The 14,443-nt window shown below is 38.1% G+C and carries 13 protein-coding genes; 3 read left to right on the top strand and 10 right to left on the bottom strand.

From position 1 onward, the window contains the following. Window positions 1-5 precede the first annotated feature (5 nt). Complete coding sequence (locus tag QF044_RS18825) at window positions 6-422, top strand: hypothetical protein (RefSeq protein ID WP_307270603.1); 417 nt, start codon at window positions 6-8, stop codon at window positions 420-422. Window positions 423-497: 75 nt separating this feature from the next. Here the strand turns inward: QF044_RS18825 and QF044_RS18820 are convergent, their stop codons facing one another. Continuing rightward, window positions 498-932, bottom strand: coding sequence for an META domain-containing protein (locus tag QF044_RS18820; RefSeq protein ID WP_307270602.1), 435 nt, complete (start codon window positions 930-932; stop codon window positions 498-500). Window positions 933-1,018: 86 nt separating this feature from the next. Here QF044_RS18820 and QF044_RS18815 point away from each other — a divergent pair, with 86 nt between their 5' ends. Next, window positions 1,019-3,226: a S46 family peptidase gene (locus tag QF044_RS18815; RefSeq protein ID WP_307270598.1), complete on the top strand. Its 2,208-nt coding sequence runs from the start codon at window positions 1,019-1,021 to the stop codon at window positions 3,224-3,226. Window positions 3,227-3,297: 71 nt separating this feature from the next. After that, on the top strand, window positions 3,298-3,774 hold the full coding sequence (locus tag QF044_RS18810; RefSeq protein WP_307270595.1) for a YdeI/OmpD-associated family protein: 477 nt from the start codon (window positions 3,298-3,300) through the stop codon (window positions 3,772-3,774). Between the two features lie 209 nt (window positions 3,775-3,983). On the opposite strand, the gene QF044_RS18805 is transcribed toward QF044_RS18810, so the two are convergent. From QF044_RS18805 to QF044_RS18765, 9 genes are all read right to left on the bottom strand, one after another. Beyond that, window positions 3,984-6,194, bottom strand: coding sequence for a thioester reductase domain-containing protein (locus tag QF044_RS18805; protein ID WP_307270592.1), 2,211 nt, complete (start codon window positions 6,192-6,194; stop codon window positions 3,984-3,986). Next, window positions 6,148-7,086 carry an AMP-binding protein gene (locus tag QF044_RS18800; protein WP_307270589.1) on the bottom strand — a complete coding sequence of 313 codons (939 nt, stop codon included), beginning with the start codon at window positions 7,084-7,086 and terminating at the stop codon, window positions 6,148-6,150. Before QF044_RS18800 ends, QF044_RS18805 begins: the two co-directional genes overlap by 47 nt. A gap of 418 nt (window positions 7,087-7,504) precedes the next feature. Beyond that, window positions 7,505-9,040 carry a YifB family Mg chelatase-like AAA ATPase gene (locus tag QF044_RS18795; RefSeq protein WP_307270587.1) on the bottom strand — a complete coding sequence of 512 codons (1,536 nt, stop codon included), beginning with the start codon at window positions 9,038-9,040 and terminating at the stop codon, window positions 7,505-7,507. A gap of 178 nt (window positions 9,041-9,218) precedes the next feature. Next, window positions 9,219-10,181, bottom strand: a complete 963-nt coding sequence (locus tag QF044_RS18790) for a T9SS type A sorting domain-containing protein (protein WP_307270584.1) — start codon at window positions 10,179-10,181, stop codon at window positions 9,219-9,221. A 39-nt stretch (window positions 10,182-10,220) separates the two neighbouring features. Continuing rightward, the gene (locus QF044_RS18785; protein WP_307270582.1) at window positions 10,221-11,618 is read right to left on the bottom strand and encodes a porin family protein; all 1,398 of its coding nucleotides are present in this window, start codon (window positions 11,616-11,618) and stop codon (window positions 10,221-10,223) included. Beyond that, the gene (locus QF044_RS18780; protein ID WP_307270580.1) at window positions 11,611-12,177 is read right to left on the bottom strand and encodes an RNA polymerase sigma factor; all 567 of its coding nucleotides are present in this window, start codon (window positions 12,175-12,177) and stop codon (window positions 11,611-11,613) included. The genes QF044_RS18785 and QF044_RS18780 overlap by 8 nt, the downstream gene beginning before the upstream one ends. Window positions 12,178-12,279: 102 nt before the next feature. After that, window positions 12,280-12,855, bottom strand: a complete 576-nt coding sequence (locus QF044_RS18775; protein WP_307270579.1) for a DUF4840 domain-containing protein — start codon at window positions 12,853-12,855, stop codon at window positions 12,280-12,282. A gap of 209 nt (window positions 12,856-13,064) precedes the next feature. After that, a complete protein-coding gene (locus QF044_RS18770) occupies window positions 13,065-13,397 on the bottom strand; it encodes a hypothetical protein (protein ID WP_307270577.1) in 333 nt (110 codons plus the stop codon). A 4-nt stretch (window positions 13,398-13,401) separates the two neighbouring features. Then, on the bottom strand, window positions 13,402-14,199 hold the full coding sequence (locus tag QF044_RS18765; RefSeq protein WP_307270573.1) for a hypothetical protein: 798 nt from the start codon (window positions 14,197-14,199) through the stop codon (window positions 13,402-13,404). Window positions 14,200-14,443 lie beyond the last annotated feature (244 nt).

Here is a 14,443-nt window from a genome sequence, read left to right as displayed (position 1 = left end):
CGATCATGAAAGCATTATATATCATTGCATTTTCAGCATTAAGCACTACGATCTATGCTCAGGAAAATACGAAAGCGCCTGAACTTGAAGACCAGACTCAGGTGGTGAAGCAGCTGAGAGAACATGAGGCTCAGGCTGCAAAAATAGCCCAGGAAAGTACTCCAAAAAAACAGACCGCAACTGTTCTGGCTTCAGACCAGGGTCTTGAGGTTAAAAAACAGGACACAAAGGTTAAAGCCGCTCCTTCAGCTGCCGGTTCAGGAAAATTGCTGCCCAATACAGCATCTCTTGCCGAACTCAAAGCTTCTATTCCCAACAGACAGGCATCCAATACCGTTTCTAAAGGCACAAATAACAGTGTACAGGGCTTGCCCAATACAGCAACTTTATCAGAAATAAAAAAAACAATTCCAAAAAACTGATAACCAACCAGATTTCAAGCAGGAAGTCCGCAAATTTGCGGACTTTTTATATTTTAAACAGATGGTCTTTAATGATCAATCCCAATCTGCTGCTACAAATTTCATAGAATTTCCACTTTCATCAGACAAGGTAAGGAAATGCCCTTCTACAGAATAATGAGTCATTTGTTCAAATTTTTGAGCAAAAGCGGTTTCCAGATCCATATCCTGACACGCTTTCAATGTACTTCCCACTTCTGAAATCTTTACTTTTCCATCCTTTTTAAATTCGGAGGTAAAAAAGATGTTATTGCACCCCATGAACGCTCCTCCCTTAATTTTTCCTTTCTCCATAGTTCCAGTCAGGTTGATTTCTGCTTTATTTTTAATGAATCCTTCCTTTGAAAAAGGATCAAAAGAAACAAGCATCCATTGTCTCTGAAGGCTGGGATTTTTTTCAGGAACTGAAGAGCAGCTGAAAACTGCTGACAAGAATAAAATGGCAAAAAATGATACAAGTACTTTTTTCATGCGGGTTATCCTTCCATTTTCATACCATTCGGGGACAGAATATCGTAAAAATTAGTAAATTAGCGACACAAAAATTATTTTATAAAATGAAAAGACTATTTCTACTGTTCACTTTCTTGTTGGGCTTTGCTCAGATGAGGGCGGATGAAGGGATGTGGCTGTTAATGCTCATCAAAAGACTTAACGGGGTCGATATGCAAAAAGAAGGACTGCATCTGACACCTGAAGAAATTTATTCGGTAAACAATTCAAGCTTAAAGGATGCTATCGTAAGTTTCGGTGGATTCTGTACAGGAGAGATTGTTTCTGACAAGGGACTTATCTTCACAAACCACCACTGTGGTTATGGTGCTGTAGCTGCTGCATCTACTCCGGAAAAAGATTATCTGAAGAACGGATTCTGGGCTACAAAGCAAAAAGATGAATTCAATGCAAAAGATCTTTATGTAAGATTTTTGGTTAGAATGGATGATGCTACACAGAGAATCAATTCTAAGCTAAATAACAATATGACCGGTGCAGAGAGAAAAGCAGTGATTGATGCTGAAACTAAGGCAATCCAGACTGAAAACTCTGAAAACGGAAAATATACAGTAGTGGTAAAAGATTTCTTCAATGGAAATGAATTCTACTATTTCGTTTACCAGGATTATAAAGATATCAGATTGGTAGGGGCACCACCTTCATCATTGGGTAAATTTGGGGGTGATACTGATAACTGGGAATGGCCAAGACATACTGCTGACTTTACAGTATTCAGAGTATATGGAGATGCAGCAGGAAACCCTGCAGAATTTGCTCCGGGCAACGTTCCATTGAAGCCTAAGCACTTCCTTCCTGTTTCTCTTAAAGGAATCAAGCCTGGAGATTTTTCTATGATTTTAGGATATCCAGGAAGAACAAACCGTTACCTTACTTCTTACGGAATCCAGCAGATGGTAAACAAAGACTATCCGGCTTGGGTAGAAGCTTCTAAACTGGCTATGGATGTTATGAAGAAGTATATGAATAAGGATAAAGCGACTCAGCTTAACTATGCTTCTCAATATGCTTCCGTGGCAAACTACTGGAAAAACAGACAGGGAACTATTGATGCGGTAGATAAAAACGGGACTATCTCTGACAAACAGAAGATTGAAGACACTTACAGAAAATGGTCTGCGTTGCCAGGAAACGCTGATTATGATGGTGTTTTAGAAGATATTGGGGCTTATTACAAGCAGGTTTCTGACAGAAATGTTGAAAGAAACTATGCTTCCCAGTTCTCAAGAAATGCAAAATATATTACGCTTGCCTTACAGGTAGGAGCCGTTCTTAAAGCTTATTCTGCTCAGGATATGCAGGGAAGATTAGCAATGAAAGCTAAAACTGAAACAGCTATCAAAGAAGCTTATGAAAATTTCAGTCCACCTTTGGAAGGAGAAATGCTTGCTTCTATGGCTGGTCTTTACCAGTCGAGAGTAAATAAAGATGTAGCATCTGCCACTATTTTAGGATTGGATTCCAAAACACTTTCTAACGTAGCATATTCTTCAATTTTTGCAAACAAGACTTCTGCTACGAACTTCTTACTAAACCCTGATCCATTGAAACTTGATGCTGATCCACTTTGGAAAATAGCAAACGGAATTGTTGCTGATCAGAAAATGAGCATGGAGAAATACTCTAAAGTTGATGACAACTTCAACAAAAATAACCGTCTTTTCTTAGCTGGATTAATGAAAGCTATGCCTGATAAAAAATTCTATCCGGATGCTAACTCTACCATGAGATTAACGTACGGAACGGTAGATAAACTTCCTGTAAGAAATGACAGAAACTATTTCGGAGTTACAGACAACTATTATACTGATATGACGGGTCTTGTAGGGAAATACAAGAAAGGTGACGAAGAATTCGATCTTCCACAGAGAGTGATCGATCTTTACAACCTTAAAGATTTCGGTCAGTATGCTGATGCTGCAGGATATATGCCTGTTAACTTCCTTTCTAACAACGACATTACCGGTGGTAACTCTGGTTCTCCTGTCATTGATGGAGACGGAAACCTTATCGGTATCGCATTCGATGGAAACAGCGAAGCATTAAGCGGTGATATCGTATTTGAACAGGACTGGCAGAAAACAATCAACGTAGATGTACGTTTTGTTCTTTGGACAATCGACAAATATGCAGGGGCAAGAAGATTGATCGATGAATTAAAGCTTGTAAGAGGAGAAAATACACCTCCTGATACAAAGTCTAAAAATTCAGGAACGACTCAAATGCCTAAGAAAGCAAAAAAGGTAAAATAATCTTTTCCTGATAAATTTTAAAAACCGTGAATTTGCGTTCACGGTTTTTTTATTTTTGAATTTAAATCTTTATGATGCAAGATAAAATTGAATTTACCGCACTGATACAACAAAACGGGGAAATGGACGCCGCTTTTGTGGAATTTCCTTTTTCTACAGTAGAACTGTTTGGCAAAAAAGGACATGTAAAGATTAAAGCTACATTTGACAATAAAGTGGAATACCGAGGCAGCCTCGCAAAAATGAAATCTGACTGTCATATTTTAGGCTTAACCCAAGACATACGGAAGCAGCTTGGAAAGACTTTTGGCGATAAGGTTTTAGTAAGCCTTATTGAAGACAAAGAGGAAAGAACCGTTGAAATTGCTGATGATATAGCTTTTGTTTTTAATGAAAATCCTGAAGCCAAAGCTCTGTTTGATAAAATGAGCTATACTCACCGGAAAGAATACATCCGTTGGATAGAGGAAGCCAAGAAATCTGAAACCAGGGAGAACAGAAAAGTTAAGATGATCCAGATGATCTTAGATGGTAAAAAGGGAATTTAAGCAAACTGCCCAAAGCAAAAAACTAAGGGCAGAATGAAAGGATTGTATATTTCACGTTGAAAGTGCAGACAGCTTATGTTGTTGCGCCTGTACTTAGTTCGCAGTCATTGGCACCTGGACTAATTCATCATTTAACGGCAGCGATTTTCTTCAACTGCAGACTCACAAGAAAGCCGGATGATAGACCAAGGCCATTTCAAAGTTTTATTTTATTTCAGAATTCCCAGATATTTCAAATATAAATCCAGCATTTTCTTATCAAATATCGGCTCCTCAATACCAGATCCTTCAAGGAACTTCATCACATTAGAACAATCCCAGACATAGGTATTCTGATAGAGCTCCACCGTGGAAAGTCCTTCATGCATATTATCCTTAAAGAGACTGGTCAGCGGGTAGAGCCTGTTTTTACGGTCATCTTCCCACTGCTTTCTCCATTCTTTATAAGGAAGCCCCTCAAGCGTAAACGGGTAGTATTTCTTTAGCAAACCAAAGAAATTTTCAAGAGTAAGATTGGTTTCCGGCTTTGCAATCAGGTTGAACTTTTTACCAACCGCATCTTTATTTTTTGTGATGTGAGCCATAGATTGGGTCATATAATCTACTGTGATCAGTCCTTCCCTTAGCTCTGTCAGCAAAGGATAAGATTTAAATTCAACACAATTTTTCACGAGACCGGACCACCATTGGTAAGGAGCACTGGCACCCGTTTCGCTGTGACACATGGCATAGCCAAGGCGATAGGTGATTAACGGGAGACCTTCTTTAGCTGCTAGATCAGCAATAGCCTCCATCACATATTTACTCCTTACATAGCCAATATCTTTGCTTACTGACATAATATTCTGTTCAATATCATCACTTTCAAGCATTACTTTTTTGCCTGTGAAAACATGGCCCCAACTGTAAACAGAAATGGTAGATAACAACGCAAGGCATTTGGTTCTTTCGGCACCGGCAAGCTTTATAATTTCCCTTAATCCTTCTACATTCGGTGCTTTCATATAAGAATAAGGTTCTATAAAATTAACGGAGCTTCCAGAGTGATAAATAAGATCCAGCACTCCTGCAAGTTTTTTGAATTCCTCTTCAGAAAGACCTAATAATGGAAGGGATAAATCTCCTATTACCGGAATGATTCTCGGTTTCTGCTCTTCTTTTCTATCAATATGATACTGTTTATAGCAGCGGTCTATTTTCTCTACAGCATGAAATTCATCCTGCGCTCTTACGAGACAGTAAATATCTGCAGATGTGGTATCTAAAAGCTCCTGAAGCAAATGAATCCCTACAAATCCGGTAACTCCGGTCAAAAATATGGTTTTAGGCTTTTCCAGTTGCTTGGGATCAAAACCTCCCGCAAAAACGGTTCCCGGAGCCAGATAAACATCCTGTTGAAGGGCTACATACGGCTCTACATCTTCCTTCGGAATGGCCTCCCGAGCTTCTTTGGCTCTGATGATCAATTCATCAGCAAGCTGCCTGAGGACCGGGAACTGGTAAATATCCCTCATATAGATTTTAGTATCCAATCTTGAATTCAGGGCGGTTGCCACTATAGCGACAAGAAGGGAGTTTCCACCGATGTCAAAGAAATTATCCGTCATATTAATCACCGGACGTTCCAGCTCTTCTGCCCAGATATCTGCTATAATTCTTTCGGTTTCGTTGGTGGGAGGTTCTGTAGAAATAAGCTCTTTTGCCTCTTTGTCTGCCCATTCCTTCAGCAAATGAGTGTCTGTTTTTCCGTTGGCCGTCAATGGTATTTTATCAACATTGATAATCTGAGCCGGAATCATATAGCCGGGCAGTTCTTCTTTCAGCTGTTGTCTTACCCATGCAGCATCTGCTTTTTCACCGGGCTTTATGATGATAAAAGCTACAATATATTTATTACTTCCATGGTCTTTTGTAATGACTGCAGCTTCCTGTATTCCTTCCAAACGGGCAAGACAGCGTTCAATTTCGCCCAATTCCACGCGAAAGCCTCTAACTTTCACCTGATTATCTATCCTTCCTAAAAATTCAATATCTCCATCTGGCTTCCAGCGGGCAAGATCACCGGTACGGTAGAGCTTTTCATTTTCTCTGAATGGACTGTTAATGAATTTGGATGTCGTGAGTTCTTCATTATTAAGATAGCCTTGAGCCAGAAGATTTCCTCCGATATGCAGTTCTCCTACAGCCCCTACCGGCAACAGCTCGTTATTTTCTCCTAAAATATAAGCCTGTGCATTGGCTATTGGCCTTCCGATTGAAGAAACATACCGCCCATTAATATCTTTAACCTTCTTGAAGGTAGCAAAAACTGCGCATTCGGTAGGACCGTAATAATCAATTAATTCATAACTTAATTCGCTGGTGAGTACGGGTTTAAGTTTTTCCCCCTGCTGTAAAGAGGTATTTGAGTTTAAGATCATTATATTTTCTGGTTTCTTCAACAACGGAAGGAGCAAGAACAGAAGGGACAAATCCATGGGTAATCTGATTTCTGCGGTAAAAATTCACAAGCTCTGAAGGTCCTACTCTATCTTCATTGTCCGCAATATACAGTATGGCACCGGCAATAAGCGCTGACCAGATTTCCCATACAGAGATATCGAATGCCAATCCTGCAACAAGGGTAAGATGTGAGGTGTCGTCAACATGAAAATACTGATTGTGCCATGTAACCAAATGTTGAATGCTATGATGGGAAATCATGACCCCTTTAGGGTTACCTGTTGATCCGGATGTGTAGATAGTATAGGCTAATGCATCCTGATTTATAGTAATATCGGGCAGTTCCGCAGATAAATGAGACAGGCTTTCTGTATTATCCAGATGAAAAATTTCAGCATTAATCCCTTCTCTCAGTAAGTTCCCCCGCTGCGTATCGGTAATAAGTATTTCCGCTGAGGTATCTGCAAGAATGTATTCTACACGTTTTACAGGGTACCCAGGATCTATCGGGACGTAAGCGGCTCCTGTCTTCAAAATACCCAGGATGACAACAAGCCACTCCAACGATCGGTCCAGCCATACGGGAACAAACATTCCTTCTTTAACTCCTTTTTCTAAAAGGACATTAGCAAGCTGATTGCTTTTCTGATCAAGCTCAATGTAATTCATCCTGTTTTCCTGATAAACAGCGGCGAAATTTTTGGGATGCAGGAGTGCCTGTTTTTTGAAAAGAGAGACCAATGTTTCTTCTTTGTGATAATCCCAATTTGTTTTGTTAAAATCATTGAGAAGTCTTTCTCTGTCTTCAGGGGATAAAAAGACCGGTACACCAGCGGGCTGCCCCGATGGCGTTGATATTGTATTTGGCATATTAGTTTTTGGTTTTGTTGGTGATAATAGTTTCAGATGAACTGCATTATAGCAGGACGTTAGGTCTGTGTAAAAACAGCCTAGTACCTATTAGCTACAAAGAATGTTATGCATTCTGTGCCTATCATAAGCTAGAATTGAGAAGCTCATGCCTTTTCTGTTGATTTTTCTTTCATAATGTAATATTTTTAAAAATTTGGCAATTAAATTTAACATAATTTTTAAATATAAAAAAATAAATAATCATAAATTTTCTCCAAATAGGGATTTAAATATTGTGATTAGCATGTATGATTTAAACCAAAAAGTAAACAATATATCAAAAAAAAAAAATATGTTCTACTGATCAACAAAATAGTCGGGGGAAATTAAAACGATCAGAATGTATTTTCCCCAACCATATTGAGAATTTCACAATTTACACATTCCAAAATTCCCGATCCAGACTCCTGTATTGTATGGCTTCTGAAATATGATGGGATAGTATATTTTCAACTCCTTCCAGATCAGCTGCTGTCCTGGCCACTTTTAGGATACGGTCATAGGCTCTTGCCGAAAGATTGAGTTTTTCCATAGCAAGTTTAATGAGATGCATCGAGGTTTCATCCAAACTGCAGAATGCTTCAATTTCTTTAGGTCCAATCTGAGCATTATAACTGATATTGAGATCCTTATATCGTTCATTCTGAATATTCCGTGCCTTGAGTACCCGTTCCCGGATATCTGAACTTTTTTCGCCTTTTCTTTTTTCTGCCAGCTGTTCAAATTCAACTTTCTGTACTTCTATATGAATATCGATCCTGTCTAATAAGGGTCCTGAAAGTTTGTTCATATACCGCTGCATTTCGTAAACGGATGAGGTGTTGCCCGGATCATCCGGAAAAAAACCGCTGGGGCTTGGATTCATAGAAGCTACGAGCATGAAGCTTGCAGGGTAGTTTACAGTAAACCGGGCTCTGGAAATTGTTACTTCACGGTCTTCAAGAGGTTGTCTCATAACTTCTAAAACGGTTCTTTTGAACTCCGGCATTTCATCAAGAAATAAGACGCCGTTGTGGGCAAGCGAGATTTCTCCAGGCTGGGGGTAGCTGCCGCCGCCAACCAATGCAACGTCTGAAATGGTATGATGTGGCGAACGAAAGGGCCTTACGGTCATAAGAGACGTTTCTGCGCCCATTTTACCGGCTACAGAATGTATTTTTGTTGTTTCTAAAGCTTCTTTCAGGGTTAAAGGAGGAAGAATGCCCGGAACTCTTTTGGCGAGCATGGTCTTTCCGCTTCCGGGAGGCCCGATGAGGATGATATTGTGTCCGCCGGCAGCAGCTATTTCCATGGCTCTTTTTGCTGTTTCCTGGCCTTTAACCTCAGAAAAATCAAATGAGAAATCGTTCATTTTTTCCTGGAACTCTTTTCTGGTGTCCAGTACTACTCTTTCGATAGGCTTTCCTTCGTTAAAAAAATCAATTACTTCTTTGATATTTTCGGCTCCATAAACTTCCAGATTATCTACAATGGCAGCTTCGCGGGTGTTTTGCTTAGGAAGTATAATTCCTTTAAAACCCTCTTCACGTGCCTGAATTGCGATAGGCAAAACTCCTTTTATAGGCTGCAGGCTACCATCAAGGGAAAGCTCACCCATGATAACATACTGATGGATATTTTCGGCAAGGATCTGATCTGATGCGGCAAGGATCCCTATTGCAATAGAGAGGTCGTAAGCAGCACCTTCTTTTCTGAGATCTGCAGGCGCCATATTAATCGTGATCTTTTTACCGGGAATTTTATATCCTACATTCTTTAAGGCTGCAGAGATTCTGTAACTGCTTTCTTTGATGGCATTATCGGGAAGTCCAACAAGATGGTAGCCTACTCCTCCTGTGTCCACATTTACTTCAATAGTAATGGTTTGTGCAGCGACTCCGAAGATGGCGCTTCCATAAATTTTTATTAGCATGATTGGTGTTTTTTGAAGTAAATATAAATAATATATTATTTTAAAAAATTGATCTAATAATGAACAACTTTCTGATTCATAATATTTTTTGAAAAAAATATCAACAAAAGACAAGCCGGCAGAGACTTTCTCTGTACCGGCTTGTCATAATTAAAAAAACTAACTAGGATGTGTACGATTATTTTTTTATAAACTTATTTTTATAGGTATTTCCTTTGGAATCTTTAGAAAGGATGATATAATTTCCCGGAACAAGACTACTTACATCAATAGGTTCATTGAATCGGTGTTCGTTTTTCTGAAGGACAATCTTTCCTGACATTTCAATAATAGAAACCTCTTTGTAAGTTTTGTCGGATTCTTTCCCGATAAAAAGAAACTGTGAGGCAGGATTTGGATATACCTTCAGATTGTTTTCCTTATGTTTCACTTCACCAGTTCCAAGACTACAGAATTCCCAGCTTCCAAAATTGAGCTTAACGAAATTTCCTGTTCCTAAAAATTCACACTGATCCGGGCAATACTCTGTGCAGGCATAAAATCCATATTCTCCAGATTCTGTAGCAGTATAAGTATCTCCCACGGCCCCACTAATCACACACGGATCTCCGGCCGAAGGTGGCGGGCTGTTCGGAATGCACTTATACCAAACATGGGTACCATAAAGATCAGGAAAAACATCATCAAATTGCACAGAAGCTCCGGCACAGATATTATATTCTCCTTGTCCTATCTCCTGAAAAGTTCCGGGGGTAAAGGTGCTGAGCATAGAGGGCAGGCCATAAGCAAATCCGTCTGCCATCACAGCAGGGCTTTCTGCAGTACAGTCACCTTGAGTAACCTCAACTTTAAAGTAATACAGCTGGTCATCATTTCCGTTGATCGTCAATGTCTGTGAAACAGCTCCAGGTATAGCAGTCCAGGGATTGGTGTTTGGTGTCTGCCAGGTCCATTGCTGTTTGTACCACTGATAACTTCCGAATGCCTGGGTAGAAAGCACCTCTGTTTCAGTGTTGCAGAACAGTATCTTATCAGGAAATTTCAGTCCCAGTCTTGGGCTGGTAATGGTAGGATTGCACTGGGCTTTTATATTCAGAATAGCCATGAATAATAAAGCCAAAAAAATTAGTTTGGTTTTCATATTTAAATATTTAAGGTTTGATGTCGTCTATTGTGGGTATCAGTCCAGCAGGAGCCTGATTCCGAACTTCATATTAAAATTCAAAGGTTTTTCTTTATAAATAGTGTTGAGTTCACTATTATTCTTAAAGTGATACCCAATTCCCGGCTCCGCATAAATCCCTATTTTATCAATAATTTTCACCTGTAGTCCTACCGCTGAATTGACTGAAAACTGCACAGGTTTAACATCCAGTTTTTCTTCCTGGGTGTCCTGCACCTCATCATTGACGATATATTTTGTTCTGAGTTTTCCAGCAACTGCTTTTTCGGCAAGCACTCCACCCGTCACATATCCCGTAAACCGGCCTTTCTGAATTACATTATAATTTACCTGTACAGGAATACCAATATAATGGATACTCTGCTCGCCTTTTATATAATTGGAAGTACTTCCTGAATGTAGTTCCGAAGTTAGTTTTGTATAATTGATCCCAGTTCCTATACCCCACCTTTTTCCTAAATTATAATACATCGAAAGACCAAATGTAACAGGAATTTTATGTCTTATCCTTGCTTCGACTTCCTTGCTTTGGTTGGCCAGCAGTACTTCAGTAAGAGGGTCAGGATCTGTTCCGGAAATCCACATATCACTGAAGGTCATGGGACTTCCACTAATGGAGGCATAGCCCGGAAACTTCTGATCGGAAGCATTTGAGGAAACATTTCCGGTCAGCATACTGAGCATCCATTTTTTGGACTGGCGTCCGGGAATTTTAGCTTTATTATTGTCTGCATACTTTTCCGATAACCTATTTTCTTTGTCATTTAAAACTTCCTCTAAAGGGCTTTTATCTGCCGAAACCGGATTGATATTAACAGGAAAAGAAATGTGATCAGATAGATTTCTCTCTGCCAAAAACATTAAACCGCTGGGTTTTATACCGAGTTCCATTATTAATTTTCCATCCTTGGCTTGTTTATTTAATGGATCTTTTATAATTTCATTTATGCAAGATCTTTCTGTTAGGATATTTCCAAGACTGCCGTATTGTTTATCCTCATCTGTTTTAATCTGTTCATCTTCACTCGCATCTGATTTTGGCAACTCTGAAACATTTCTGTCTGTTTCTTTACTACTGTCCGAATTATCAGTTTTTTTTGTGATGTGAGAGGTGTTTTTTTCACCATTGAAATTTAAAAGCAACTTTCCTGTAAAGAATAATATAACAATAGCTGCAGCAATTCCTGCGATACGATAAAATGCTGATTTCCCTTTGCTTGGTAAAATTAACTCCTTTGGTTTTTCATCTTCATTTCCAGGCATCACGGTACCCAATAATGCGTTTTCTTCATCAGAAAAAAGCTCATCTTTAATATCTTCCCACAATCCGTCCGGAATATCCTCTTCGTGGTCTTCCATTTTCCTCTGCAGGTCATTTAGCCACTGATTATTCATATTGTGCTTTTTTTGACATTTTAAATTCATTAATTCTCTGGATCAACAGTCCTTTCGCCCTGTGAAACTGAGAGGCGGAAGAGTTCTCTGCAATTCCTAAAAGTCCGGCAATCTCTTTGTGGCTTTTTTTCTCAAACACAAACAAGTTGAAAACCGTTCTGTAGCCATCCGGAAGCGACTGTATCATTTTCATAATGGCAGCTTTCGGAATTTCTTCCAAATCGGGCTCTTCTTCATTGGGAATATCAGGAAATTCAGATATATCCGTATCCGTAGCTGTACCGGAATGCTGTTTTATATGTTTTAAAGCTTCATTAATGGTGATTCTGATCATCCAGCCTTTGAGTGAACCGCTTCCTCTGTATTCAAAACTTTTTATGGAGCGGAACATATTGATAAAACTGTTCTGAAGAACATCCCGGACATCATCTTTTCCAGAAATATACCGCGAACAGATTCCTGAAAGACTTCCAGAATAGGATCCGAAAAGTTCTTTCCAGGCAGCTTCTTCCTTCATAAGAAGGCGCCTTATCAAAATCTGCTCTTTGTTTTCTTCCATGTACGAATAAGGTCCGGGTTGATTTATCGGCCGATTAAAAATTTAAAGCAAAAATAGACTGCATCCGGCAAAACACAATCTATTGTTTATATTATCTATCAATTAATTCTTTATACAGTAAGGAAAATTGTAATAAATAATTTCAAAGGGATTCACTACTACTCCATCCACCGTAATTTTTTCAGCTGCAAAAGCAAATCTCAGTGAATAATCTGCAGCAAAATAACCTTTCTGCTTTGCTGTGAGGGTGACCGTTGTCTTTTTATTAACTCCATCCACAGGAATCTGAAGTTCCAGTTCTTTAGGAACAAAAGTAAGTTCCACCCAATTTTTTTCAGCATTTAATACGGACGTATAATTCAGGTTATATTTCACCTTCCCCATTTCTGTTAAGGCTTTTTGTGCCTTTACAGGATCTTTCACAACAGTCATTACAATTTCCTTTAATGGAAACTCCGGAAATGCCAGGGTATCTTTTTTTATTTTAAAGTCTACAATTTTCTCTGCTCTAAACTCTCCCTGCATGGTGATCAGCCTTCCTTTATAATTGCCGTTTATATCTTCCAGCTTTACAGGTGGTAATTCTATCCTGTCCTCATTCATGCATGAGAACAGGGAGAAGATAATTGAGATAACCAAAACGGTAGTAATAACCTTAAGTACTATTAAATTCTTCATTTCATTATTTTTTTAACATTAAACATTGGTTGTATTGAGTACTCATCTATAAAATCCGTTTTTTGGAAAATCTTGCGTGGCATTTTGAAAAAAAGATAAAATTGAATTATAACATACTGATTTACTGTGAATAAAATTTTACGATTTATTTTGAGAAATAAAAAACCAGCGTGGGTTTCACGCTGGTTGGGGGATTCTATATAAATAAATTATAATGTATCTATTTCTGATAACTTGATAAGATAATTCTCGCTAAAATATTTATCTAATTTGAAAATAATATCCTTATAATAGATTTTAAAAAACCGAAAAAGTTCTTCATTGCTATAGGAAGACTCTAAGAGACTCTTATAATCATACTCTGGATGCTGTATAACCCATTCAAAAACTTCTTTATTCCTTAAAACAATATCTATTTTTAAATTAGATAAATCTATATCTGCTACTACATATTTATAAATATCTCTATGTGTATAAATTTGACTTACTTTTTGAAAATGTAAAACACTATGTAAAACATCTCCTAATAATATGTTATCCATAATTTTAAAATTCTGATTTGAATTGAATATTTTCTTTTGGGTTCTCAATATTAAAATATCCCCTATTCTGTAGTTCCTTTATTGTATTTTTTTCTACAAGATCTAAGGTTGGCCTGTAGTGGCCACTCCCATTATTTATCTCTTTTATTCTGCCTTGCTTGATAAGTATTTCTCCACCTGCAGATATTGGTTTCCCCTCCAAAAATGAAGAATGATGAAACTCTCCAACCTGTCTGTTTTTTGACAAGTAGATTTTTCCCTCTTCAGACATAACGAAAATAGCATATTCAGTTTTAACCGAAGTACCATCTTCTAAAGTAGATATACTTACGTAAGTATCAATCAAATTTCCTTCTGAATCAACTATCTTATCATATTGAACAAACACTTCGTAGGAAGTACGTTCCTTTTCAGTAAGGTACTTCACTCCCTTTTCAAAATCCTTTTTGGAGCCAACAGTATACATATTTTCTAGACTCGTGGTAGAATATTTTACTCCAGAGGCAGGTTCCTTATCGAAAAACATCCATGTATCATCAAATGCTTCTTCTAAAACATCAATTAGTTTTTCTTCGTTGTAACTAGCCTGCTTGACTTTATTGATCAGGTTAACATATTTCCTTATATATTTATTTCCTTTAGCTACTGGTAACCCTTTATAAATGAGTAAATACTCCTGTCTGGTTGTCTGTCCTGTTTCATTTGCTATTTCTATAAAATCTATACCTAAATTTTCTAGTTTAACCCCAGAAATATGATCAAAAGCACCACAACTTGGTTCTACCCATTCTGATGTTTGCAAAAATTGTAGTCGACTACGATGAAAATGCCATGTATTCAAATCCAAAAACAAAGAAATTGCCATTGCTCTCAAACCTTTCTGCAAATCTAATCGTAAATTTTCGCAAAACTAAATGTAAAGAAAAAAACAGTATAATTGCGTCAACTATAATAAAGCCTTTCAGTTGTGTTTGAAAGGCTTTTTAATTTAATTTTAAATCACGTTTAAAATTTCCAAACTAGAAATGCATCCAGTCGTAATTCTT

Origin of the sequence: Chryseobacterium sp. W4I1, from assembly GCF_030816115.1 — a bacterium.
GTDB lineage: Bacteria > Bacteroidota > Bacteroidia > Flavobacteriales > Weeksellaceae > Chryseobacterium.
Note: the sequence above shows the minus strand (reverse complement) of the source record. Positions and strands in the feature narration are given on the sequence as shown.

Coding starts and splice junctions, on each gene's coding strand:
- QF044_RS18780 (WP_307270580.1), bottom strand. CDS start 12,177: ATGGAAGAAAACAAAGAGCAGATTTTGATAAGGCGCCTTCTTATGAAG.
- QF044_RS18805 (WP_307270592.1), bottom strand. CDS start 6,194: ATGATCTTAAACTCAAATACCTCTTTACAGCAGGGGGAAAAACTTAAA.
- QF044_RS18820 (WP_307270602.1), bottom strand. CDS start 932: ATGAAAAAAGTACTTGTATCATTTTTTGCCATTTTATTCTTGTCAGCA.
- QF044_RS18775 (WP_307270579.1), bottom strand. CDS start 12,855: ATGAAGAATTTAATAGTACTTAAGGTTATTACTACCGTTTTGGTTATC.
- QF044_RS18800 (WP_307270589.1), bottom strand. CDS start 7,086: ATGCCAAATACAATATCAACGCCATCGGGGCAGCCCGCTGGTGTACCG.
- QF044_RS18795 (WP_307270587.1), bottom strand. CDS start 9,040: ATGCTAATAAAAATTTATGGAAGCGCCATCTTCGGAGTCGCTGCACAA.
- QF044_RS18785 (WP_307270582.1), bottom strand. CDS start 11,618: ATGAATAATCAGTGGCTAAATGACCTGCAGAGGAAAATGGAAGACCAC.
- QF044_RS18770 (WP_307270577.1), bottom strand. CDS start 13,397: ATGGATAACATATTATTAGGAGATGTTTTACATAGTGTTTTACATTTT.
- QF044_RS18825 (WP_307270603.1), top strand. CDS start 6: ATGAAAGCATTATATATCATTGCATTTTCAGCATTAAGCACTACGATC.
- QF044_RS18815 (WP_307270598.1), top strand. CDS start 1,019: ATGAAAAGACTATTTCTACTGTTCACTTTCTTGTTGGGCTTTGCTCAG.
- QF044_RS18810 (WP_307270595.1), top strand. CDS start 3,298: ATGATGCAAGATAAAATTGAATTTACCGCACTGATACAACAAAACGGG.
- QF044_RS18790 (WP_307270584.1), bottom strand. CDS start 10,181: ATGAAAACCAAACTAATTTTTTTGGCTTTATTATTCATGGCTATTCTG.